Annotated in this window: 19 protein-coding genes and 1 riboswitch; of the genes, 13 read left to right on the forward strand and 6 right to left on the reverse strand. The window is 69.6% G+C overall.

The features are described 5' to 3' along the window. Window positions 1-20: 20 nt before the first annotated feature. Window positions 21-389, forward strand: coding sequence for an antibiotic biosynthesis monooxygenase family protein (locus QFZ27_RS21445; protein WP_429228471.1), 369 nt, complete (start codon window positions 21-23; stop codon window positions 387-389). 4 nt (window positions 390-393) lie between these two features. Here QFZ27_RS21445 and QFZ27_RS21450 read toward each other — a convergent pair whose 3' ends face one another. After that, window positions 394-888 (reverse strand): superantigen-like protein SSL4, encoded by a 495-nt coding sequence (locus QFZ27_RS21450; protein ID WP_429228472.1) that lies wholly within the window; start codon window positions 886-888, stop codon window positions 394-396. Between the two features lie 212 nt (window positions 889-1,100). Here QFZ27_RS21450 and proC point away from each other — a divergent pair, with 212 nt between their 5' ends. The 7 genes from proC (at window position 1,101) to QFZ27_RS21485 (ending at window position 5,963) form a co-directional block, all read left to right on the forward strand. Further along, window positions 1,101-1,895, forward strand: a complete 795-nt coding sequence (proC, locus tag QFZ27_RS21455) for a pyrroline-5-carboxylate reductase (protein WP_429228473.1) — start codon at window positions 1,101-1,103, stop codon at window positions 1,893-1,895. Next, entirely contained in the window at window positions 1,895-2,389 is a 495-nt protein-coding gene (locus QFZ27_RS21460; protein WP_429228474.1) for a YbaK/EbsC family protein, read from the forward strand. The genes proC and QFZ27_RS21460 overlap by 1 nt, the downstream gene beginning before the upstream one ends. Further along, the gene (locus QFZ27_RS21465) at window positions 2,386-2,757 is read left to right on the forward strand and encodes a VOC family protein (RefSeq protein ID WP_429228475.1); all 372 of its coding nucleotides are present in this window, start codon (window positions 2,386-2,388) and stop codon (window positions 2,755-2,757) included. Before QFZ27_RS21460 ends, QFZ27_RS21465 begins: the two co-directional genes overlap by 4 nt. Before the next feature lie 115 nt (window positions 2,758-2,872). Continuing rightward, window positions 2,873-3,514, forward strand: coding sequence for a TetR/AcrR family transcriptional regulator (locus tag QFZ27_RS21470; protein WP_429228476.1), 642 nt, complete (start codon window positions 2,873-2,875; stop codon window positions 3,512-3,514). Window positions 3,515-3,624: 110 nt separating this feature from the next. Continuing rightward, window positions 3,625-4,059, forward strand: coding sequence for a phasin family protein (locus tag QFZ27_RS21475; RefSeq protein WP_429228477.1), 435 nt, complete (start codon window positions 3,625-3,627; stop codon window positions 4,057-4,059). A gap of 97 nt (window positions 4,060-4,156) precedes the next feature. Beyond that, window positions 4,157-4,492 (forward strand): tRNA-binding protein, encoded by a 336-nt coding sequence (locus QFZ27_RS21480; protein WP_429228478.1) that lies wholly within the window; start codon window positions 4,157-4,159, stop codon window positions 4,490-4,492. Between the two features lie 62 nt (window positions 4,493-4,554). After that, window positions 4,555-4,638, forward strand: a riboswitch (ZMP/ZTP riboswitch). A 53-nt stretch (window positions 4,639-4,691) separates the two neighbouring features. Beyond that, window positions 4,692-5,963 (forward strand): serine hydroxymethyltransferase, encoded by a 1,272-nt coding sequence (locus QFZ27_RS21485; protein WP_429228479.1) that lies wholly within the window; start codon window positions 4,692-4,694, stop codon window positions 5,961-5,963. Window positions 5,964-6,101: 138 nt separating this feature from the next. Here QFZ27_RS21485 and QFZ27_RS21490 read toward each other — a convergent pair whose 3' ends face one another. The 5 genes from QFZ27_RS21490 to QFZ27_RS21510 form a co-directional block, all read right to left on the reverse strand. After that, window positions 6,102-7,115, reverse strand: a complete 1,014-nt coding sequence (locus QFZ27_RS21490; protein WP_429228480.1) for a carbohydrate kinase family protein — start codon at window positions 7,113-7,115, stop codon at window positions 6,102-6,104. Window positions 7,116-7,118: 3 nt separating this feature from the next. Beyond that, window positions 7,119-8,141: a hypothetical protein gene (locus tag QFZ27_RS21495; RefSeq protein ID WP_429228481.1), complete on the reverse strand. Its 1,023-nt coding sequence runs from the start codon at window positions 8,139-8,141 to the stop codon at window positions 7,119-7,121. Between the two features lie 37 nt (window positions 8,142-8,178). Then, on the reverse strand, window positions 8,179-8,985 hold the full coding sequence (locus QFZ27_RS21500) for an ATP-binding cassette domain-containing protein (RefSeq protein WP_429228482.1): 807 nt from the start codon (window positions 8,983-8,985) through the stop codon (window positions 8,179-8,181). Then, window positions 8,982-9,974 carry an ABC transporter permease gene (locus tag QFZ27_RS21505; protein ID WP_429228483.1) on the reverse strand — a complete coding sequence of 331 codons (993 nt, stop codon included), beginning with the start codon at window positions 9,972-9,974 and terminating at the stop codon, window positions 8,982-8,984. Before QFZ27_RS21505 ends, QFZ27_RS21500 begins: the two co-directional genes overlap by 4 nt. A 62-nt stretch (window positions 9,975-10,036) precedes the next feature. Further along, window positions 10,037-11,050 carry a substrate-binding domain-containing protein gene (locus QFZ27_RS21510; RefSeq protein ID WP_429228484.1) on the reverse strand — a complete coding sequence of 338 codons (1,014 nt, stop codon included), beginning with the start codon at window positions 11,048-11,050 and terminating at the stop codon, window positions 10,037-10,039. Window positions 11,051-11,206: 156 nt separating this feature from the next. On the opposite strand from QFZ27_RS21510, the gene QFZ27_RS21515 reads away from it, so the two are divergent. From QFZ27_RS21515 to QFZ27_RS21535, 5 genes are all read left to right on the forward strand, one after another. Next, window positions 11,207-12,406, forward strand: coding sequence for an ROK family protein (locus tag QFZ27_RS21515; protein ID WP_429228485.1), 1,200 nt, complete (start codon window positions 11,207-11,209; stop codon window positions 12,404-12,406). A 641-nt stretch (window positions 12,407-13,047) separates the two neighbouring features. After that, window positions 13,048-14,703: a ShlB/FhaC/HecB family hemolysin secretion/activation protein gene (locus QFZ27_RS21520; RefSeq protein WP_429228486.1), complete on the forward strand. Its 1,656-nt coding sequence runs from the start codon at window positions 13,048-13,050 to the stop codon at window positions 14,701-14,703. A gap of 46 nt (window positions 14,704-14,749) precedes the next feature. Next, complete coding sequence (gene dacB, locus QFZ27_RS21525) at window positions 14,750-16,324, forward strand: D-alanyl-D-alanine carboxypeptidase/D-alanyl-D-alanine endopeptidase (protein WP_429228487.1); 1,575 nt, start codon at window positions 14,750-14,752, stop codon at window positions 16,322-16,324. A gap of 44 nt (window positions 16,325-16,368) precedes the next feature. After that, window positions 16,369-17,967: a D-alanyl-D-alanine carboxypeptidase/D-alanyl-D-alanine-endopeptidase gene (locus QFZ27_RS21530; protein WP_429228488.1), complete on the forward strand. Its 1,599-nt coding sequence runs from the start codon at window positions 16,369-16,371 to the stop codon at window positions 17,965-17,967. Window positions 17,968-18,279: 312 nt separating this feature from the next. Further along, window positions 18,280-24,222 carry a hypothetical protein gene (locus QFZ27_RS21535; RefSeq protein ID WP_429228489.1) on the forward strand — a complete coding sequence of 1,981 codons (5,943 nt, stop codon included), beginning with the start codon at window positions 18,280-18,282 and terminating at the stop codon, window positions 24,220-24,222. Window positions 24,223-24,261: the final 39 nt, after the last annotated feature.

Here is a 24,261-nt window from a genome sequence, read left to right on the forward strand (position 1 = left end):
CACATCGAACGGAGCTTGTCATGCCGCAGATGCGTCCCCTCGACCCGGCCTTTCCGATCGACCGCCAGATCGCAGTCGACGCCTCGCCGGTCGTGCTGGTCAATGTGTTCACGCTGGACCAGGCCGACGAGCCGGCGTTCCTCCAGGCGTGGCAGGCCGATGCGGCGGTGATGAAGCGGCAGCCGGGCTTCATCTCGACCCAGCTGCACCGCGCCATCGGCGACAGCCCGACCTTTTTCAACTACGCCGTCTGGGAATCCACCGCCGACTTCCGGGCCGCCTTCATGCATCCGGAGTTCCGGGCGAAGCTGTCGGCCTATCCGGCCTCGGCGGTGGCGTCGCCGCACCTGTTCCAGACGGTCGCGGTGCCCGGCATCTGCGTCGCCTAGCCGGCTAACTTCCGGCCGTGACGCTCTGGGCCAGCAGCTGGTTGCGGATCTCGACATGCGGGAAGCCGACCACGGTGACCCGGCGGCCGCTGGCGACCTTAGCGGGCTGGTCCGGTGGCACGACTACGGTCCAGGCCTCGGTCGGGGTCTGCAGGCGGAACGAGGTGACGCCGTTGCGGTGGGAGACGCCGTCGATCCGGCCGGTCACGGTGATGGGCGTGCTGGTCGCGTATTCGCGCGGATCGGTCGGGGCCGCTCCGCCTGCCGTCGCCGATACGGCGGGATGGCGCGGGTCGGGCGCGACCGGCGCCCGGCGCGGTTCTTCGACCTGGGTGCCCGGCGGCACCGGATAGGGCATCGCCGTCTCCGGAACCGTCGTCGGGGGCACGGTCGCCGAGGGCGGCATGGTGGGCTGGATCACGGTGGTCTGGGCCCAGGCGGGCGACGCGGCCACCAGGCCGGCGAGAAGCGCGGCAGCCGCGCGGGGAAGGGTGACCATGGCTTCGCTCTCCAACTTCGGCGTCGGGCGATGACCCGGCGACGGGAACTGTGAGCCTCAATCTCGGGCAAAGCCGGGATCTCCGCAGCTTAAGAAATGCAGAACATCCGTCCATGTTCCGGCATCTGGTGCGCGCCGGGGCTGCGAAGAACCTTGCGCCCGTCCGCGGCGGCGCCATGATGGCGCGTCTCGATGGAACGAGGAGCGACGGGGTGTCCGATCTCTTGCTGGTCGGCTGCGGCCGGATGGGAAGCGCGCTGGTCAAGGGCTGGCTGGCCGGCAACGCCGCCGACCGGATCTGGGCGGTGGAGCCGGCGGATCTCGGCCTCGCCGATCCGCGGCTGCACCATGTCCGCGACGCCGCCGGTCTGCCGCCCGATCTGGCGCCCGAGGTGGTGGTGCTGGCGGTGAAGCCGCAGATGATGCCCGAGGCGCTGCCGGCCTATCGCCGCTTCGCCCGGCCGGGCACGCTGTTCCTGTCGATCGCCGCCGGCCGCACGCTCGCGTATCTCGAGCAGGGGCTGGGGGCCGAGGCCGCAGTGGTCCGCGCCATGCCGAACACCCCCGCGGCCATCGGCCAGGGCATCTCCGTCCTGGTGGCCAACGCCGCGGTGACGCCGGACCAGCGCAGGCGGGCCGAGAGCCTGATGCGGGCCGCCGGGCAGACCGCCTGGATCGACGACGATGCGCTGATGGACGCGGTCACCGGCGTCTCCGGCAGCGGTCCGGCCTATGTTTTCTACTTGATCGAGACCCTGGCCGAGGCTGGCCGCGCCGCCGGGCTGCCGGCGGATCTAGCCATGCAGCTGTCGCGGCAGACCGTGGTCGGCGCCGGCGCCTTGGCCGGCACCGCGACCGAAAGCGCGGCCGATCTGCGGATCGCCGTGACCAGCCCGAAGGGCACCACCCAGGCGGCGCTCGACGTGCTGATGGCGCCGGACGGGCTGCAGCCGCTGATGACCAAGGCCGTCGCCGCGGCGACGCAGCGCGGCCGCGAGCTGGCCTGATGGCCAGCAGCAGCGAGCGGGTCGCCGCGGCGCTGGCGGCGGCGGGGCACAACCCCGAGATCCGGGTGTTCGACGCATCGACCCGCACCTCGGCCGATGCGGCGGCGGCGATCGGCTGCGAAGTGGCGCAGATCGCGAAGTCGCTAGTGTTTCGGGCGCGCGGCAGCAACCGGCCGGTGCTGGTGATCGCCAGCGGTGTCAATCGGGTCGATGAGGCGACGGTGGCTACAGCGCTGGGCGAGCGCATCGATGGCTTGAAGATCGAGCGCGCCGATGCCGGCTTCGTGCGCGACGCCACCGGCTTCGCCATCGGCGGCGTCGCCCCGGTCGGCCATGCCACACCGCCGCATGTGGTGATCGACCGCGACCTGCTGGCGCTGCCGTTGATCTGGGCCGCGGCCGGGACCCCGAACTCGGTCTTCGCGCTCACGCCGGAGCAGCTGGTTGCGCTGACCGGCGGCGTGGTCGCGGACATCGCGAAGCGGGCGCCGTGATCGGGCACCTGTCCCTGGGTGTGTTCGACCTGGACCGGGCCATCCGGTTCTACGATGCAGTGCTGGCGCCGGTGGGCATGGTGCGGGTGTGGGCCGACGCTACCGCCGCCGGCTACGGGCCGCCCGGCGGCAACGACAAGCTTGCCCTGAAGCGGCAGAAGCAGCCGGTGGTGCCGCCGGGGCCCGGCTTCCACCTGGCCTTCGACGCGCCGACGCGCGAGGCGGTCGACCGCTTCCACGCCGCCGCCCTGGCCCAGGGCGGGCGCGACGCCGGCGCACCCGGGCTGCGGCCGCATTACGGGCCTAGCTATTACGCCGCCTTCGTGTTCGACCCGGACGGCCATAAGCTTGAGGCTGTCTGCCAGTAAGCACCGGCTCGCCTTCGCGCCGAATTGCGCTAGATTGGGAACCGATTGCGGCGGGCTCCGTTCGGGGCCGGCCGTTCCGGGGGGCCGCAAGGCCGAGCGCGCGAGGGCCGGGACCATGGCGAAGAAGGCCGATATTGCGAACCACATCGTCACCACCGCGATCGACCTGGCGGCGGAGAAGGGTTGGCGCGCACTGAGCCTGGCGGACGTCGCCCAGGCGGCGCGGGTGCCGATGTCGGCGCTGTACCGCCATTGCCCGACCAAGCCGGCCCTGCTGGCCGGGTTCAGCCGGATGATCGACCAGGCGGTGCTGTCCGAAGGCCTGCCGAGCGCCGATGAGAGCCCACGCGACCGGCTGTTCGACCTGATGATGCGCCGCTTCGACGTGGTGTCGGCGCATCGCGCCGGGGTCAAGGCGATCCTGAGCGACCTGCGGCGCGACCCGTTGACCAGTTTGCTGCAGGCGCGGCAGCTGGAGCTGTCGATGCGCTGGACGCTGCAATCGGCCGGCATCTCGACTGCCGGTCTGCTCGGCCGGGCGCGGGTGCAGGCGCTGTGCCTGGTCTATGGCCTGGTGCTGCGGGCCTGGGAGCAGGATGATTCGCCGGAGCTCGACCGCACCATGAAAGCGCTGGACCAGCGGCTGCGCCAAGCCGAGCAGTGGGAGAACACCTTCGGCCGCCGTCGCGGCGAGCGCCGGGCCGAGCAGCCGGCCGAGCCGGCGGCCTCGGCCGGTCAGGAGCCGACGCTGCACTAGATGACAGTCGGTTGCGCTGGATGACATCTTTGCTGCAGTGCACAATTTCCTTTTGCAATGCGGTCGCTCGGTGTAAGCTGCTGCTTTCTTGTGCATATCGGGAGTAGGCCATGAGCAAGGTGCCGCCGGTCTGGGACGTCGACTTCACCAAGATGCTGGGCGAATTCAAGGTGCCGGGTGTCGACCTCGACGCCGTGCTGCAGGCCCAGCGCAAGAACATCGAGGCGCTGACCGCCGCCAACCGTACCGCGGCCGAGGGCCTGCAGGCCTTCGCTCGCCGCCAGGGCGAGATCCTGCGCCAGAACATGGCCGAGCTGCAGAGCCAGTTCTCGACCGCCGTCTCCGCCGGGGCGCCCGAGGAGAAGCTGGCCAAGCAGACCGAGCTGGCGAAGACCGCCTTCGAGAAGGCGATCTCCGATATGAAGGAGCTGGCCGAGCTCCTGGCCAAGTCGAACACCGAGGCCGCCGAGATCGTCAGCAAGCGCGTCAGCGCCAGCTTCGACGAGCTGAAGGGCGTGCTGAAGGCCCCGACGACCAAGCGCTGAACGCTCTTATCCCGACGTAAAGAAGGCCGCCTCCGGGCGGCCTTCTTGCCATCCGGGTGCCGGCGCGGCAGGGTGCCGCCGGTTCGCGGAGGGCAGAATGACGATCAGCTACGACGATTTCGCCAAGGTCGATATCCGGGTCGGCACCATCGTGGCCGTGGAGCCGTATCCCGAGGCGCGCAAGCCGGCCTACAAGCTGACCGTCGACCTGGGGCCGGAGATCGGCCGGAAGCGCAGCTCGGCCCAGTTGGTCGCGCTGTACACACCCGAGACGCTGCTCGGCCGCCAGGTCGCGGCGGTGGTGAACTTCCCGCCGAAGCAGATCGGCCGCTTCATCTCCGAGATCCTGGTGCTGGGCTTCCCCGATGCCGAGGGCAATGTCGTGCTGGCCGCGATCGAGCGCCCGGTGCCGAATGGTGGGCGGCTGTACTAGCTCTCCGCAGTTGACGCGGCGGTGCGTCCCGCCGATCATTCCCTCGATCGCAGGATCAGCCATACCCTCCACGTGACTGGCGAGACGGGGAGCACCCCGAGGGAGCCTGGAGGACCGTTTCGATGCCGCTCGCCTGGGCAGCCTTCCTTGCAAGCTGGTCGGGCGATTCGTGTCCAGGCATCGAAACGGAGCAATCCCCATGGAATACCAGCACCAGCCCGATCCGGTCGATCTCGATCCGCGCGCCAGGCTTGCCGCCGCCGATCCGGAGACCGCCGCCATCCTCGATCGCGAGGAGCGCCGGCAGCACCAGGGCCTGACCCTGATCGCGTCCGAGAACCATGCCTTCCCCGAGCTGCGACCGCTGCTCGGCTCGGTCTTCGCCGACAAATATGCCGAGGGCCAGCCGCGCCGGCGCTACTATGGCGGCAACCTCCATGCCGATGAGATCGAGGAGCTGGCCCAGGGCCGCGCCCGCGCGCTGTTCGGCGCCGAGCATGCCAATGTCCAGCCACTGTCCGGGTCGCCGATGAACCAGGCGGTGTATTTCGGCCTGCTCGCCCCGGGCGACACCATCCTGGCGATGGACCTGTCGCATGGCGGTCACCTGACCCATGGCGCCCCGGTCTCGGCCATGGGCCGGATCTTCCGCTTTGTCCGCTACGGCACCGTCGCCGGCGGCGGCTTCGACTTCGACGCCATCCGCGAGACCGCGCGGCGCGAGCGGCCGAAGCTGCTGATCACCGGCTTCTCCTCCTACCCGCGCGACATCGACTATGCCGCCTTCAAGGCGATCGCGGACGAGGTCGGGGCCATCACCATGGCCGATGTCTCGCATATCGGCGGGCTGATCGCCGGCCGGGCGCTGCCGAACCCGCTGGCGGCGGGCTTCGACGTTGTCACCACCACCACGCACAAGACCCTGCGCGGGCCGCGCGGCGGGCTGATCCTGTGCTGCGAGCCGTTCCGCAAGGCGATCGACCAGGCGGTGTTCCCAGGGCTGCAGGGCGGCCCGCATATGGACCACGTCGCGGCCCTGGCCACGGCGCTGCACCTGGCGGCACAGGAGGAGTTCCGGGCCTATGCCCGGCGCGTGCTCGACAACGCCGAGGCGCTGGCGGCGGCGCTGCAGGGCCGCGGTGCGCAACTGGTGACCGGCGGCACCGACAACCACCTGATGGTGGTCGATGTGGCTGAGAGCTTCGGCATCGACGGTGACGAGGCGCAGCAGCGCCTGGACCGGATCGGGCTGGTCTCGAACAAGCAGGTGGTGCCGGATGACACGCGGCCGCCGCTGCGCCCGTCCGGGCTGCGGCTCGGCACGCCGGCGGTTACCACGCGGGGTATGCGCGAGGGCCAGATGAAGGCCCTGGCCGACCTGATCGTCGACGCGGTCACCGGCGCCCGGCCGGAGCCGGCGCTGGCGAATGCGGTGCGCGACTTCGCGAGGCGCTTCCCGATCCCGGGTTGAGGGGAAGGGGCGCCTTTCTTTTCATTGTCATTGCCGGGCTTGACCCGGCAATCCAGGAGCCGTCGAGGACCGTCCTGGCGGCCCCTGGATCCTCGGGTCAAGCCCGAGGATGACAAAGAAAGACGGGAAGGGCGGGGTTTACACCGTCGGCTTGAACCCCGCCCTTTCCCCATAGGCGAAGCACTCTTCCGCCGACGGGATTGCCCGCGACGTGCTGTACGAGCCGAGGCTGAGCGCCGCGACGCAGACGCCGAGCCGCAGGCCTTTCTCCACCGGCCAGCCTTCGTGCAGCCCCAGCATGACGCCGGAGGCCAGGGCGTCGCCGGCGCCGTTGGTGCTCTTGACCGATTCCGGCGGCACCCAGGCCGCGCCCTGGCGCCACAGCCGGCCGTCGCGGTCGGCGGCGACCACGCCTTCCGGGAAATGCACCACCGCCAGGGTGGACACGCCCATCCGGATCAGCGCCGCGGCCGCCGCCTCGACCAGCGCCCAGTCGGGCCGGCCGTCGCGATGGGTCTCGACGCCGGTCAGCGCCGTCGCCTCCAGCTCGTTGATGATGATGCTGTCGAGAAACGGCAGGCAGGGCACCGTCAGCTCGCGCAACCGGTCGCCGGCCACCCCGACCAGCTCCAGATTGGTGCGGTGGCCCGAGGCGCGGGCGCGGGCCAGCACCTCGGTGAAGCCGTTGCCATTGCCCTGGGGCACATCCATCCGGGCATGCACCCCGGGGGACCCGACATGGAAGATCTTGGCGGTCGACCCCGCCAGGTCGAAATGCCCGGGCGAGAGCAGGGCGTTGACCCCTTCCTGGTAGAAGAAGGTCCGCCGCCCGCCCTCGGCCACGATCATCACGTCGGTATAGGCGGTGCGCCCGCCCGGCAGCACCGCGATCCGGCCGGCGCCGACGCCGTGGTCGCGGCAGACCTGCAGCGCCAGCTCGCCATAGGCGTCGTCGCCGACCACGCCCACCACCTCGATCGGGAAGGGCGCGCCCAGGCGGGCGAGGTCGATCGCCATGTTGAAGCCCGGGCCGCCGGAATCCGGCGTCTCCTCCACGATCTTGGCGACGTGCTCCTGCGGCGGGAACCGGTCGATGACCTTGTTGACGTCGATGCAGATGGTGCCGCCGCAGATGATGCCGGATCGCTCCACGGCTCAGCCCTGCTTCAAGACGGCTTCGGTGGTCTGCACGTCGTCGGCCAGCGGCCGCAGCGGGGTGATGCCCTGCTTCTGCAGCTCGCCGTGATAGGCGCGCACGGCCTCCTCCGGCGCGATCGTGCCGTCGGCCACCTGGCGCATGAAGCTGACCATCGCCAGCGGCGATTCCGCCAGGTTGATCTTGCGGCCGAACAGGGCGACGCGGGCGCCGTATTTCTCCGCCTGGTGCAGCAGCTCGAAGCAGTCCCGCGTCGTGCCGGCGCCGCCGCCGAGCACGCCGACGATCAGGCTGGAATCGAAGCCGGCCAGCTCCTCCAGCGCCTTCGGGCCGTTGAAAGGGATCTTCAGGAATTGCGGCCGGTCGGCCTTCATCACCCCGGCCAGGCAGCGCAGGATGCAGTCGTTCAGGTAGTGCGGCTGCAGCTCCGGGTCGATGCCGCTCGAGACATTCGGGTTGAACACCTCGAAGAAGTATTTGAAGCCGTTGGCGGCGCAGTCGGCGCGGAACTCGGCAAAGGCCTCCAGCGACCGGATGTCGGAGTCGAGGTCGTTGTTGAAGGTGACGGAGTAGAGGCCGAGATCGGTGCCGGTGACCGGCGCCTTCGGGTCTGGGGTCAGGCCGCCATGCATCACCCGCGGCAGGACGGCCGAGCGGAACGGGCGCGACGGCTGCTTGGGATAGGAGCAGCCGCGCACCACCCAGACATCGGTGGTGTCGTTGGCGCGGATCGCCGGCTTGACCTTGCTGTTGCGGAAGGTGCCGCTCTCGACCAGCCGCTCCAGGTTCGAGGCCGAGACCAGCATGATGTCGACGATGTCCTGCTCCACCACCTGGCGGATGGTGTCGAGGAACTCGTCGCGGGTGCGGTAGCGGGTCCAGCTGCCGTCCGGCGAGCGGTTCGGGCCGGTCGAGGTCAGGCTCGGCCCCATGTCGCCGTCCTTGGCGTCGGCGATGATGAAGTCGCTGCGCTTGTACTGTCCGGCGCGGATGCGGGCCAGCTTCTCGTCCAGGCGGGTCATGCTCGGTCTCTCGTCTTTCTGCGGGTCAGGGAAGGAATCATTGGGCCGGCTCGGCATTCGGGGCGGGCTCACGGCCCGGGACGGGCTGGTCGCCCGGCATCGCCCCGGTCATGATCGCCACCACCTCGGCCATGCTGTGGCGCTGCGGCGAGGTCACGGCGACGCGGCGGCCCAGGCGCATCACATGGATGCGGTCGGCCACCTCGAACACGTTCGGCATGTTGTGGCTGATCAGGACGACGGGCAATCCTCGGTCGCGAATCGTGCGGATCAAATCCAGCACTTGGCCGGTCTCGCGCACGCCCAGCGCCGCCGTCGGCTCGTCCATGATCACCAGCTTGCGGGCGAAGACCGCGGCGCGGGCCACGGCAACGCCCTGGCGCTGGCCGCCGGACAGGCTTTCGACCGCATGGGTGATCGAGGGCAGGCGGAAGCGCAGCTCGTCCATGTGGCGCTGCGCCTCGCTGCGCATCCGCGGCTTGTCCAGCAGCCGCAGCCAGCGGCCCAGCGGGCCGGGGCGGCGCAGCTCGCGCCCCAGATAGAGGTTGGCGGCGATATCCAGCGCCGGGGCCACCGCCAGGTCCTGGTACACCGTCTCGATGCCGCGTCGCCGGGCGTCGAGCGGGCCGTGGAACCGCACCGGCTGGCCGTCCAGCAGCACCTCGCCCTCATCCGGCGTGATGGCGCCGGACAGCACCTTGATCAGGGTCGACTTGCCGGCGCCGTTGTCGCCGATCACCGCCAGCACCTCGCCGTCGCGCAGCTCGAAATCGACGCCGCCAAGTGCCGTGACATGGCCGTAGCGCTTGACCACGCCGCGGGCCTCCAGGACGGTCGCGGTCATACCCGCCTCCATCGCGACAGCTGGTCCAGCGCCACCGCGGTGATCACCAGGACGCCGGTGACCAGGTCCTGCCACAGCGGGTCGATTCCGATCAGGGTCAGGCCGTTGCGCAGCACGCCGACGATCAGCACGCCGATCAGCGTGCCGAACAGGCTGCCGCGGCCGCCGAACAGGCTGGTGCCGCCGATCACCACCGCGGTGATGCTGTCGAGATTGGCGTTCTGCATCGCGTTCGGGTCGGCGTTCGGGATCCGCCCCAGCGCCAGCCAGGCGCCGATGCCGTACAGGAACGCCGCGAACAGATAGACCGACAGCAGGCGCCGCTGCACCGGAATTCCGACCAGCCGCGCCGCCTCCGGGCTGTTGCCGATGGCGTAGATGTGCTTGCCCCAGGCGGTCTGGTTCAGCATGTACCAGACCAGCCCGTAGAGCCCGAGCATGATGATCATGCCGTAGGTGATCACGGCGCCGCTCAGGCGCAGCGTGTTGCCGGACCAGGCCAGCAGGTCGTCCATCACCGGGAAGGCGCCGCCGCCCGAGAACAGGCGGGTGGCGGCGGTGACGATGCCGAGCATGCCGAGCGTGACGATGAAGGGCGGCAGCTTAAGCCGGCTGACCAGAGTGCCGGTGATCAGCCCGACCAGGCTGCACAGCCCGATCGCCAGCAGCAGCGAGGGCAGGGCGGCATAGCCCTCGTCCACCAGCTTGCCGGCGACGATGGTGCCCAGGACGGCGATGGCGCCGGTCGCCAGGTCGATGCCGGCGGTCAGGATCACCAGGGTCTGGCCGATCGCCAGCGTGCCGATGATCACCGATTGCTGGACGATCAGCGACAGGTTGCTCGGGGTCAGAAAGCGGTCGCTCATCGCCGTGAACACGGCGCCGAAGGCCACCAGCACGATCAGCGGGCCGAGCGGCGGGGTGGTCAGAACCCGCGCCGTCCGGGCAATCCAGGACGAGAGGGGCCAGGACGAGGGGGGAGGGGCCATCGCTCTCTCGTTCGGGAGGGGATGGGCGGGCCTGGTGCGGCCCGCCCCGGTGGCGCCGGCGGTCAGCCCCAGCAGTTCTTCTCTCCGAACTCGAGATCCTTCGACTCCAGCCCCGGCAGCGGCTTGCCGGTGATCAGGAAGGAGCCGGTGTTGACGAAGCCGCTCGGCTTCTTGCCGGACTTGGCGTACTCGGCCACGGCGTCGACGCCCATCTGCGCCATCTTGTAGGGGAACTGCATCACCGTCGCCGCGACGCGCCCGTCCTTGACGTATTTGACGCCGAGGCAGCCGCCGTCGATCGAGGTGACGACGACATCGTCGGTCTTGCCGGCCGCGCGGATGGCGGCATAGGCGCCCTGGGCGGCGGGCTCGTTGATGGTGTAGACGACGTTGATGTCGGGATGGGCGGAGAGCAGGTTCTCCATCGCCGTCTGGCCCTTGTCCTGGGCGCCGTTGGTGTTCTGCTTGCCGACGATCACGGCGTCGCCCTCGGCGATGCCGAAGCCCTTCAGGAAGCCGTCATGGCGGAAGGTGTCGACCGTGCCGCCCGGCGTGCCGTCCAGCATCGCCAGCTTCGGCGCCTTGTCGCCCAGCGCCTTGCGGGCGTACTGGCCCTGTTGCACCCCGGCCTCGAAATTGTCGGTGGCGAAGGTGGCGTCGACCGCGTCCGCCGGGTCGGTCGCGGTGTCCAGCGCGATCACCAGGATGCCGGCGTCGCGCGCCTTCTTGACCGCGCCGAGCACGCCGGTCGAGTTGTTCGGGGTGATCAGGATGCCCTTGGCGCCGGCGCTGATCAGGTCCTCGATCGCAGCCACCTGGCCCTCATTGTCGCCGTCGAACTTGCCGGCGCGGGCGATCAGCTTCAGGCCCTTGGCCGTGGCCTCGGCCTCGGCGGCCTGGCGCATCTTGACGAAGAACGGGTTGACCTCGGTCTTGGTGACCAGGCCGACGATGGCCTCCTGAGCCATCGCCGCCGTGCTGCCGGCGGCCAGGGCAAGCCCGATGGCGCCGGCGGCGAGCAGGCCGGCGAGGCGGCGGGGATTCGGAGCAAGCGCAGACCTCTGCGATCGGATCATCGCGGTTTCCTCCTGTTTGCGGGCGGGCGCTTCTGCGGCGCCGGCCCTGCGCATTGGCCGGACGACTGACCGGCGACGGCCACGATAAATCGGACTTTTGATCGGAGTCAATCCGATCATCTGGATCTTTCGCCTGAAAAAGAGCATTACTGGACGATGATCGTGTCAGGCTCCGAGATCCACGCTATGGGCACGGCCGGTGCCGGCCATGTGCTGTCGCTGATCCTGTCCGGCCAGGCGCGGTCGCGGGCCGACCTGGCGCGCATCTCCGATCTCTCCCGCGCGACGATCACCCAGCGCCTCGGCGTGCTGTTCGAGGCCGGGCTGCTGCAGGAGGCGGAGGAAACCCAGGCCAGCGGCGGCCGCCCCGCGCGCGTGCTCAAGCTGAACGAAGGCTTCGGCGTGGTGCTGGCGGCCGATATCGGCGAGAGCCGGATCCGGGTCGCGGCGACCGATCTCGGACCGAATGTCCTGGCCGAGCGGCTCGGCGACCTCGAGGTCGGTAGCGGGCCGGTGCCGATCCTGACCTGGATCGCGCGGCAGTTCCGCGAGCTCCTGGCCGAAATCGGCCGGCCGGCCTCCGACGTGCTGGGCATCGGCCTGTGCCTGCCGGCCCCGGTCGACCGTGCCGCCGGACGGGTCATGGGGCCCTCGGTGATGACCGGCTGGGACGATTTCGACATCCCCGGCTGGTTCGCCGGCGATTACGCCGCGCCGGTCCTGGCCGAGAACGACGTCCGGCTGCGCACCCTGACCGAGCACCGGCAGTTCTGGCCGGAGGAGCGGCAGCTGGTCTTCATCAAGGCCGGCACCGGCATCGGCAGCGGCATCATCACCGAGGGCCGGATGCATCGCGGCGCCCGCGGGGCCGCGGGCGACATCGGCCACATCCAGCTGCGCGACGCCGAAGCGCCGCTGTGCCGCTGCGGCAAGCTGGGCTGCGTCGAGGCCTATGCGGCCGGCTGGGCGATCGCCCGCGACCTGCGGGCCAAGGGCTTCGAAGCCCGGGACGCGCGCGACGTGATGGATCTGGTCGGCCGCAACCGGCCGGAGGCGGTCAGCCTGGTGCGCCGGGCCGGCCGCGTGCTGGGCGAGGTGGCGGCCGACGTGGTCAGCGTGCTGAACCCCAGCGTCATCGTGGTCGGCGGCACCCTGTCCGAGGCGGGCGAGCACCTGCTGGCCGGGGTCCGCGAGTTCGTCTACCAGCGCTGCCTGCCGCTGGCGACACGCGACCTGACCATCGTCGCCGCCCGTGCCGGCGAGCTGGCCGGCCTGCTGGGCGCGGCCCGGCTGGTGATCGACACCCGGCTCCAGCCGCAGGCGGTCGACCGGCTGATCGCGGAGCGGAGGGCCTGAGGATGGGTCGGCATCACAGGAGCACTCGGCGATCCGGGCGCCGGGACGCTCGAGGTCCAAGACCTGTACCCAGTCCTCGTAAAGCCGAAACTCACGAGGGCGGGCGCGACCTCGTATCCGTTTGCGGGTATGTTCAACGTCAAATGAATTCGTCGGGGTGACGCAACGAAACGCTGCCGCGAGATCCTTGCACGTCGCTGCGCCCAGGAGCGTTGCCATTGCCAGCAGCCCCAGATCGATGTCGTGCGCCACTCCTCCTCCCTTCCGCTTCTTGTCCTGCCTTGATGGTCCAGCCGATTTCCAGGATCGTTTTCCAGGAAAAGATATAAAATTGTATTCACGTGGAATCGGTTTTCTGAGACGATTGTTTTCGGCCTCGATGGAACTCGGGATACGACGCTGTTCTACGGCGCAGCAGCATTGATCGGTGTGCGGCCCTGGATGGTCAATATCGATCCAGAATGTGGAGGCGAAGATCGGATCATCTATGTCTAGTTTGAAGACATACTTAGTTGGATACAAAGATTAAAGATTACGTCAATTTTTGTTGATTTGCGACAGGCTCGGAATTATTAGTGGCAAGGCGCTCAATCGGAACGCGAGCAACTTAATGCTCGAATGGATCGTTTGGGGGGATGGGGATGAATCGGGGGGGCCGGCTTCGTCTCACGATCACGCTGGTTCTGAGCGCCATCAACCTGCTCGGGGTTCTGGTCGCTCGCGCAGAGGCGCAGGACGCAGATCGCATCGTCAGAGAGCAGACAACCGTCATCGACCGGTTCGAGCCACCGCCGCAACGCCCTCCGAGCATCGCTGTGACGCACGCCGCCCCGGTCGCCGGAGTGCCCATCGAGCAGCTCGGAACCGTCCGCTTCACGCTCCGCGCCATCGATCTCGAAGGCGCCAAGACGCTCGGTCCGGCCGCCTTTTCCTCGCTCTGGACGAATCTGATCGGACGAGAGATTTCGCTGGCCGATCTGAAAACGGTGGTCGACGGGATCGAACGTGTCTATCGCGAGAACGATTACTACGGAGCGGCCCTGGTTCCACAACAGGATTTCGCCACTGGCCGCATCCGTATCGAGGTCTACGAATCCTATATCCGCGATGTTGTCGTCGAATCGGATCGCCCGGGTCTCGAGGAGAGGCTGAGGCCCTATATCGACCGTATGGTGGCGATGCGGCCGGTCCGCATCTCCAGCCTGGAGCGCACCCTGCTGCTCATCGCCGATATCCCCGGCGTCACGGTGCAAGCCGACATCTCCAAAGTCGAGGATGACCCGGCCGCCGGACGGCTGGTGCTGAAAGTCGACGCCACACGGTTCGGGCTCGATGCCCGTCTCGACAATCTCGGTACGCCGGCCACGGGGCCGCTGCAGCTTTCCGGCATCGCGCGCCTCAACGACGCTCTCGGATTGTTCGAGGGCACCGAAGCGCTGGCGGTGACGAATCCCGCCGACCCGGACGAGCTCGTCTTCCTGCGGTTCGGGCAGTTGTTCCCGCTCGGGCCGTCGGGATTCTTCGCCGGGTACGAGTTCGGCCAGGTCTGGTCGAATCCGGAGGACGATGACGACGACATCCACGCCGAGACCACGTTCGGCAAGGCCTTCCTGAGATACGCGATCGTCCGCGCGATCGATCACAGCCTGGTCGCCGATGTCGCGATCAACGGCAAGGATATCGCGGTCGACGTCAACGGCGATCCGGCGGTGCGGGAGAGCAACCGGTGGCTGACGGCGACAGCCACCTACGACACGACCGTCGCCGGCATCGCCATCGTCACCGAGGCCGGCTTGGGCCAGGGCTTCAGCGGCCTCGGCTCGGACACCGACAACGACGATTTCACCTATGTGTTCGGGCAAGGCACGCTCTCGCGCGACATCACGGAGTCCCTCTCGGCACAGCTGCAGTTCGCGTGGCAACACGCCTTCACCGAGCTTCCCTCGGCGGTCCGCTTCGACCTGGGAGGCGAGCCTTACAGCCGCGCCTTCGACAGCGCCTCCCTCACCGGAGATAACGGCATAGCGGCGGCGTTCGAGCTTCGGCAGCGGATCGACACCGGCATCGCCTGGCTGACCGATCTCAGCCTGTTCGGATTCGTCGACTATGGTGCGGTCTGGAATCCGCCCGACAGGGACTACGACGCCGCCTCGCTCGGTTCGGTCGGGGGCGGCATCCGGACCGTGATCGGCGAGCGCTTCAACGCCATGGCCTATGTCTCGGCGCCCTACAAGGACGAGCCGAAGCTCGACGTCGACGGTGCGATGTTCCGTTTTGCCGTGGGAGCACGGTTCTAGCCGTGCGGAAGGGAGCAGCCTGATGTCCGGAATCCCCCCGAAGCCGATGGCGGTGCTCGCCGCGGTCGTCGTCCTCGCCGTCGCCTGCGCCGGGGCGCATGCCGGCACCCTTCCACCGGTCACGGGCGCCCCGCCTGCGGCGGTTTCCGCCCGGATCGGGGACATCCAGTCGAAAGCGGCCTATGCGCATACGAGCTGGGGCATCCACGTGGTCGATCTCGATACGGGCGCCGTGCTGATCGATCAGGCGGGCGACCGGTCGCTGGTCCCCGGATCGATCATGAAGGTGTACAGCACGGCCACCGCGCTCGACCTGTACGGTCCGGACTACCGGTTCCGCACCCCGGTCTACAAGGCCGGGCCCGTTTCCGGAGGTGTGCTCGACGGAGATCTGGTCCTGGTCGCGTCCGGCGATTTCAGCTTCGGCCTGCGCGAGCAGCCGGACGGTACGCTCGGTTTCAACAGCATTCCGGAAATCGACCACAACTATGCGGATACGGGATTCGCAGGGGGCGCCCTGGTCCGGGGGAGCGATCCGCTCGCCGCGCTGAACGGTCTGGCGAAAGCGGTTCGCAGTTCGGGGATCGCCGAAGTCAGAGGCGACGTCATCGTCGATGGGCGGCTGTTCGAGACCTATGACGGCTGGTCTGAGGGCATCATCTCCCCAATCTGGCTGAACGAAAACGTCATCGATATCGTGACGACGGCCGGCCCCGCCGGCCAGCCCGCCAAGATCGACTGGCGGCCCCGGACCGCGGCTGTCGACGTGGTGGGCGACGTGCTGACCGTCGCCGGAGATCCGAAGCCCATCTCGGTCGAGGTGTCGGCGCCCGGCCGGATCCGGATCACCGGCGAGATCGCCGCCGGAGCTCCGCCCACCTTGAACATATGGCACGTGCCCGATCCGGCTGCATTCGCCCGGACCGCCTTCATCGAGGCCCTGCAGCGTGCAGGCGTGAAGATCGCCGCCAGCCCGCTCGGTCCCAATCCCGCCGGGAATCTGCCGGACGCAGCGGCCTATTCTCCCGCCGACAAGGTGGCGGAGCACGTCTCGGCCCCGCTCTCCGAATTCGTCAAGGTCATTCTCAAGGTCAGCTACAATCGCGGCGCCAACCTGATGCTGTGCCTGGCCGCCGTGAAGGCCGGCAGCCGCGACTGCACGGCGGGAATCGGCAAGGAGCTCGATCTTCTCGACCGCCTCGGCGTGTCCCGGCAGAGCACATATGTCTTCGACGGCGCAGGCTCCGACGACCGCGCCCGGACGACCGCCGCCGATGAGGCGACCCTGTTGGTGCGTATACTCGCTGAGCCGTGGGGGCGGTTCCTCAGAGACGGGATGGCGATCCTGGGGGTGGATGGAACCCAGGCGGCCAATGGTCTCGGCACCCCCGCGGTCGGGCATGTCCGGATCAAGGACGGATCGCGGGTCTCCTACACGCCCGGAGACCATCAGGGGCTGATCGTCGCCAAGACCCAGGTCGGCTACATTGAGGCGAAGAGCGGCCGCAAGCTCGCCTTCGGCATCTTCCTGAACACCGCGCCCTTCGCCTCGATCGAGGATTTCATCGCCGCCGATCACGACATCGCTTTGATCGTCGCCGCGATCCAGCAGGCCTATTAGCCCGCAGCAGGCAGGAATGGGAGGATGAGGTGGAAAGACCGCCTGTGAACAAGCTGCGAAGGGGCCTGGTCTTCGCGCCGGCGGCCGCGGCGCTGCTGTGCTGCCCCGCAATCGGAGCGTCTGCGGCCCAAGGCGATCTTCCCGCGGCGATCCGCGCGATCATGGCCGCGCCGCGCTATTCCGGGGCGGTCTGGGGCCTGCGGGCCATCGATCTCTCCACCGGAGCGACCACGACATCCTACGGTGCCGATTCTCTCTTCTTTACGGGTTCGGTGCGGAAGCTGTTCTCGGTCGGTCTCGCGCTGAATGCCCTGGGCATCGACCATCGCTTCGAAACGCCCGTCTATCGCATGGGCGAGGTGGCGCGTGACGGGACCCTCCGCGGCGACCTTGTCCTCGTCGCAAGCGGAGACCTGACCCTTGGCGGACGGACCATGGCCGACGGCAAGGTCGCCTTCACCAATTTCGACCATACCGAGGCCAACACCCTCGGCGGGGCGATCCTCACCGAGCCGGACCCGCTGTCCGGCCTCGACGGTCTCGCCCGGCAGGTCGCCGAATCCGGAATCAGGGCCGTTTCCGGCGACGTCGTCGTCGATGACCGCCTCTTCGACCATTTCCGCGTGCCGAACGGGAATGTCCTGATCACGCCGGTCATCCTGAACGACAACCTGATCGATGTGACGATCCTGCCGACCGAAGCTGGACAGGCGGCAAAGGTCGACTGGCGCCCGATGACCGCGGCCTTCGCGGTCACCTCGCAGGTGAGGACCGTCGCCTCCGGCGAGCCGCTGGACATTTCCCTGGAGATTTCGCCAGACGACCCGCATGTGGGACTCGTCACGGGCCAGATACCGGTCGGCTACAGACCGGCCCTGCCCGGTGTGCCGACCCTGGTCCGGACCTTTCCGATCGCCGATCCGTCGTCCTTCGCGCGGACGGCGTTCATCGAGGCGCTGGGCCGGGCCGGCGTGTCCGTCGCGGCAGCGGCGACAGGTCCGAACCCGAGCGCGAAGCTTCCACCGGCCGCTGCGTACGGGCCGCTCGCGAAGGTCGCGCGACTGACATCGCCGCCCTATTCGGACTATGCCAGGCTGATCCTCAAGGTCAGCCACAACCTCGGGGCCAATCTGAGCCTGGTCCTGTTCGGCCTGACCAAGGGGGCGAGGACGATCGGGACCGCGCTCGCGGCCGAGCGGACCGCGCTCATGGCCGAATACGGGCTGCGTCCCGACGGTTTCGACTTCCCGACCAACGGCAGCGGCAGCCCCGACAGCCGCGCGACGCCCACCGCCGTGACGGATCTCCTCGCGGCGATGCGGAAGACGAAGGGCGCTGAGGTCTATTTCGACGCCCTTCCCGCCCTCGGTCGCGACGGTTCGCTGGCAACGATCGGCGTCGACCCGCCGAATCCGGTCATTGCACCGGCCATCGGGCGTGTCTTCGCGAAGACCGGCACGACCGTCGCGGGCGACATGCTCAAGGCCCAGGTCTTTGCCGGATACCTGAAATCCAGGGCGGGAAGACTGCTCGCCTATGTCGTCTACGTGAACAACGTCGCGCCGATCGGCAGCATCGCCGACGTGATCGAAGTGTTCAGCGACGAAGGCGAGATATCGGCGATCCTTTACGACCTCAACTGACCGGTTCGCCGGTGCCGAGAAGAGGGGGGTATAATGATCGAGCGGTGGACGGCGGCCGGATCCTGCGCAACATCGCAAGGCGGTCTCGCGGATCCCAAGGGCGGTGTCGGAGAAGCCGGCCCGGGTCCGGGGCGCCTCTCCGGGTCATGGATCGCCCTGGCGCTCGGGGGCATCGCCTTCGCCCAGATCACGGCCCCTGCCGCGGCGCAGGCGCAGTGCAGCTCGAGCAGCAACCCGTCTCCGCCGCCTGCGGTCACGGCGAACTTCTCGAACCAGAGCTTCGGCAACAATCCACCGCTGAAGCCATATGGGGTGACCTCGCTGGGTCTCTCCGGCTGCGTCGGGCCCGATGGAGGCGATGACGAAAACGGCGAGGATGGCAGTCCGGGCCAGGCCGGCGGGCAGATCAGCGGCACCAACACGGCCCTGACGCTCATCGGCGGGGGCAACCCTGACGCCAACCTTGCGACCTACGGCGCAATCATCACCAGCGCGGGCGGCGTTGGAGGCGCCGGCGGTCAAGGCGGCTTCGCCGGCCTGGACGAAAACCGGGGCGGCTATGGCGGCGCCGGCGGAGCGGGCGGCAATATTGCCGTCGGGTTCAATGGCACCTTCGTTCCGGATCCGCAGACCGGTCTGGCGACCTATGGACTCTACGTGTGGTCCGCAGGCAACGAAGGCGGCAAGGGGGGGGATTCCAGCGATGAGGGAACCGGGTCTCACAACGGATGGTTTGGCGGTCTAGGCGGTTCCGGCGGCTCGGTCGCGCTCACGGCAAGCGGATCGGTCCAGGCGTATACCGCTGGCGTTTCGGCGCTGTCCAGCGGCGGTTCGGGCGGAAACGGGGGCAATGCCGCCTCCCGCTTCCCATGGCAGCTGGCCGATGTCATAGCCGGCAATGGCGGCGATGGCGGTCAGGCGGGCTCGGCGTCGCTGAACTGGCTGGGCGGCACTGTCACGACCAGGCAATTCGGCTTGCTTGCCACCGCAGAGGGCGGGGCGGGAGGCGACGGAGGCGATGCATCCGACTCGTTCTCGGTCTCGGGCGGCAATGCCGGAGCGGGCGGCAATGGCGGCACAGCCAGCCTGTTGCTCACCAGCGGCGGGGTCACCGTCACGCTGGGCCCGTTCCTGTCGGCGGGTGCCGGACTCTATGTCTCGGCGATCGGCGGCGATGGCGGCGCCGGCGGAACCGCGCACTCCGCGGCTGAGGAGCAAGGCGGCAGCGGCGGGAATGGCGGGAATGGCGGGACTGCCAGCGCCACCATCCTCGGCTCGGTCGCCTATTCCAGCCAGAGCGGCGGCCAGGGCGTCCTGGTCCAGTCCAATGGCGGCGCCGGTGGGTCCGGTGCGGGGGCGGGTGGCATCGGCGAGGCGGGCGGCGGCGGATTCGCGGGCGCCGGCGGTGGGGCCACCCTGACCCTCGGCAACTCTGCGAGCATGGGCAGCGTCCGGACCTCGGGGGCTTTCGCCCATGGCGCGCTGGTGCAGAGTGTCGGCGGTGCCGGCGGCGATGGCGGCAATGCGAGTTTCTTCGCCCAGGGCGGCGCCGGGGCTGCGGGCGGGGATGGCGGCGCGGTCCTGGTCCAGGCGCCCGGCGGCTCGGTGGTCGCCACCGGCAAGGGCGCCATCGCGGTGGTGGCGCAAAGCGTGGGCGGCGGCGGCGGCGTGGGTGGCGACACGAACGACATCTCGATCGGCACCCAGGTTGCCATCGGCGGCAATGGCGGTCTCGGCGGCAATGGCGGAGCGGTCAATGTCGAGCTGACGAACGGTGTGTTCGCCTCCACCAGCACGCTCGGCGGCGCGGGCCTCCTGGCCCAGAGCATCGGCGGGTCCGGCGGGGCCGGCGGCAGCGCGGCCTCGACGGGCGTCGGCTTCTTTTCGATGACGGTCGGCGGCGACGCCGGCGGCGGCGGCGGCGGCGGCTTGGTCAACGTCACCAACAAGTCGCTGATGACCAGCTATGGCGATCACGCGGCCGGCATCCAGGCGCAAAGCATCGGCGGTGGTGGCGGCAAGGGGGGCGCGGCGTTCACCTTTGCCGCCAACGCCCTTCCGACTGCGGCGGTCGCGGTCGGCGGCCGCGGCGGCAGCGGCGGCCCGGCGGGGAACGTTTCCGTCAGCAACACCGGCCAGGTCACGACCTATGGCGCGGATGCCACCGGAATCCTGATCCAGAGCATCGGCGGCGGGGGTGGAACGGGTGGGGCGGCGGCGGCACGGGCGGTCGACCTCTCGCCGAGCAAGGAGGTCCCCGCCATCTCGATCTCGGTGGCGACGGGCGGCCAGGGCGGGGCGGGCAACACCGGCGGCCAGGTCGAACTCGACAGTAACGGGCTGATCGCCACGGCCGGCGACGGCGCCATCGGGGTGATGGCGCAGTCGGTCGGCGGCGGCGGCGGCACGGGTGGCGACAGCACGGCGGCGTCCTATTCCGGCGGCCCCCAGGCCGGCGTCACGATCTCGCTCGCGGTGGCGGTCGGCGGCGCCGGGGGCACCGGTGGGACCGGCGGCGCGGTGACGGTGTGGAATGACGGTCTCGTGGCCACGCGGGGCCAGGATGCCTATGGCGTGTTTGCCCAGAGCGTCGGCGGCGGCGGCGGGGCTGGCGGCGCCGGTGATGCCTCGTCGGCGGCGAGCAAGGCAAAGGGCAGCTTCGCCGCCTCTATCGGCGTGGGCGGGACCGGCGGCACCGGCGGCCACGCCGACACCGTCGGCGTCACCAACACCGGCGCGGTGACGACGGTGGGCGACGGGTCCGATGGCGTGTTCGCCCAGAGCGTCGGCGGGGGCGGCGGCGCCGGCGGGGGTGGGGTGGCGACGGCCGGCGGCGGCACGCTGAGCCTTGCCGTCGGGGTCGGCGGGAGCGGCGGTGCGGGCGGAGACGGCAACACCGCCACGGTCACGAATGGCGGCAGCATCGTGACCCGCGGCACCGATGCGATCGGCCTGTCCGTGCAGAGCATCGGCGGCGGCGGCGGCAAGGGCGGCAAAGGCGGCGCCACCGCCGGCGGATCACCCGACTTCTCGAATGCGAAGGCCTTGTTCGACATCCTGGCAGGCGGCCTGGGCCTCAATCGGACGGTCACCAATCTCGGCGACGGCATCCTGCGGATCGGGCATATCGGCGAGGAGATCAAGGCGACATACGACGAGTTGAACGGCATCTTCTCGCAGCCGCAGGCGGGTGATCCGGAGAACGGCACCGCGAAGCAGATGAACGTCTCGGTGTCGGTCGGCGGCAGCGGCGGGGCCGCGGGCGACGGCGGCGCGGCCAATGCGACCAACACCGGGGGAATCGCGACCTATGGGGCCCAATCGGACGGCATCTATGCGCAGAGCGTCGGCGGCGGCGGCGGCAGCGGCGGCGGCGCAACGTCGACCAGCGCCGCCGCCGACGACACGCCGATCCAGACCGCGATCGGGGTGGGCGGCGCGGGTGGTGGCGGCGGCAAAGGCGGTTCCGTGACGGTCGTCAACCAGGCGGGCGGCCACATCCTGACGCAGGGCGTGGCCGCGTTCGGCATCCTGGCGCACAGCATCGGCGGCGGCGGCGGCGAGGGATCGCTGGCCGGCACCGTCAGCGGTTCGCTGAAGAGCCTCTCCGTCGGGGTCGGCGGCAATGGCGGCACCGGAGGGGATGGCGGCACCGTCGGCGTCACGACGGACGGCGCGATCACCACCACCGGCAAGCACGGCATCGCCATCTTTGCCCAGAGTGTCGGCGGCGGCGGCGGGCTGGTCCGGACGATGACCACCGACCAGACCTTCGATCCCTCCAAGATCGTCATCAACCCGCAAGGGCGTCTTGCCGACGTCCATGGGCTGACGTTGACGCTGGGCGGCCGGAACGGCATCGCCGGCGACGGCGGGGACGTCGCCGTCACCACGGGCGGCCCGATCACCACATCCGGCCTGGACGCGCATGCCATCCTGGCGCAGTCGATCGGGGGTGGCGGCGGGATGGCCGTCGGGGGGCAGGTCATCCTGCGGGGCGGCCCGGGCGGGCCCGGCGGCGCCACCGGCGACGGCGGCAATGTCGACGTTGATCTCGAAACGGGCACGGCGATTCTCACAGCCGGCAAAGGCGCCTATGGCATCATTGCCCAGAGCATCGGCGGCGGCGGCGGCTTCGCCGGCGATCCGTCCTCGGTTCACTTGTACCAGACCGGCACGGCGCCGGCCGTGACGTCCAACGCCGGCAATGGCGGACAGATCTCGATCGGTGCGAATCTCGCCCGCATCCAGACCACGGGCGACTATGCCCCGGCCATCTTCGCCCAGAGCATCGGCGGCGGTGGCGGCTTGGTCAACTATAACAACGCCAACGGCTCCCAGGACAAGATCCAGGCGCGCGGCACCGCCGGTGGCGCCGGCAGCGGCGGAGATATTGCGATCTCGCTCACCGGCAGCCTCGTCTCGGCGGCGGGGGCGGGGTCGCCGGGCATCTTCGCCCAGAGCGATGGCGATGGATCGTCGCCAGGCCAGATCCAGATTTCAATCGATGGCAAGTCGAGCGTTCAGGGCGGCCAGACCGACGCTGCCTTCCCCGGCGGTCAAGACCCCACACAGCGCGACGTGGCGGGCATTCGGCTGATGGGCGGCGCCGAGAACGAGATCGACAATGCGGGGACCATCTCATCGCTCAATCGCCTGGCGATCCTGACCGACACGGCGGCGGGCAACACCTACGTCGCGAACACGGGAACGATCTCGGGCGACATCGTCTTCAACGGCGGGGCCGGGAATGTCGTGGACAACCGTCCCGGCGGCGTGATCGAGGCGTTCACGGCCATCGACCTGAACGGCGGCCAGCTCCGCAACGCCGGCACCTTGCAGGTCGGCGGCGCCGGGGCGATCGGCCGGACGACCGTCACAGGCGACCTCGTCCAGGGCGCGACGGGCCATCTGGTGGTGGAGACGAACCACAGCACCGGCACGTCGGATCTCCTCGACGTGCAGGGCCATGCGCGCCTGGGCGGGGTGGTGGAGGTGCATCCGGTGTCGCTCGCCAACCGCCCCGTGACGGTGCTGAGCGCAACCGGGGGGCTGGCGGTCGATCCGGGCTTCACGGCCAGCCGCACCCATCTCTACCGCTTCGACATGCAGCAATCCGGCGGCAGCCTGCAGGTGCAGCCGGTGGCGGAGTTCAGCGCGGCGGCCGGTGCGCTGGGCCGGAACCAGCGTCGGGTGGCGGCGCATCTGCAGCGGCTCTGGGACGACGGCGCCGCGCTCGATGACGGCTTCACGGCGCTCGCCGGAGTCGGGGACGGAAGCGATTACGCGCGGGCGCTGAACAGCCTCTCCGGGCAGACGGTCGGGGCGGTCGCAGCCCTCCGCTACAGCTCGAGCCGGGGTTTCGTCACCAACATGCTGGACGAATGCGCGACCTTCGAGGGCGCCGGCCGGACGCAGGACGAGGCCAGCTGCGTCTGGTCGCGCGCCTTCGGCGGCGTGACCGACCAGGACAGCACCCGCGACGCGCTGGGCTACCACACGACCGCCTGGACGCTGCAGGCCGGCGGCCAGCGCGAGATCGCACCGGCCTGGTTCCTCGGCGGATCGATCGGGTACGAGAGCAGCAGCTTCCGCGGCGACGGCGGCAGCTCGCAGGTCAGCGGCGACAGCGTGCTGCTCGGCGCGACGCTCCGCTACCAGACCGGGCCGTGGCAGGCCGCGGGTGCGCTCGACTTCGGCTATGGCTGGTATGACAGCCGGCGTTCGGTAGAAGCCGGCAGCTTCCGGGCGACCGCCGATGCCTCGCCGAACATCTGGCATGTCGGCGCCCATGCGCGGCTCGCCTATCAGGCGCCGATCGCGGACTGGTACGTGCAGCCCCGCCTCGACCTGCACCTGACCTATGTGCATGGCAACAGCTACACCGAGACGGGGGCCGGCCCGTTCGACCTTGCCGTCGAGTCCGAGGGCGCCACGGCCTTCACGGCGATTCCCGCGGTGGACGTGGGCGGGCGCATCGCCATCGGCGAGACCGTGGTGCTGCGTCCGTTCGCGAGCGCCGGCCTCGAGCTCAACGCCAATGGCGACTGGGCGGCGACAGCGCGCTTCGCCGATCAGCCGGGCAGCCGCGGCTTCCGCGCCACGACGCCCATCCCGGACGTGCTGGGCAAGTTCACTCTCGGCGCCGAGGTGCTGAGCAGCACGAGCTGGGACTTCCGGCTCCAGTACGGCGCCGAGGTCGGCGACGGCTATGCCTCACATGCCGGCCTGGGGCGGTTGGCCTACCGGTTCTGAACCCTTGCGCCGGAACCGGTGCGCGCAGATGGCGGCCTT

The organism is Inquilinus ginsengisoli (assembly GCF_050434925.1).
Taxonomy (GTDB): Bacteria; Pseudomonadota; Alphaproteobacteria; order DSM-16000; family Inquilinaceae; genus Inquilinus; species Inquilinus ginsengisoli_B.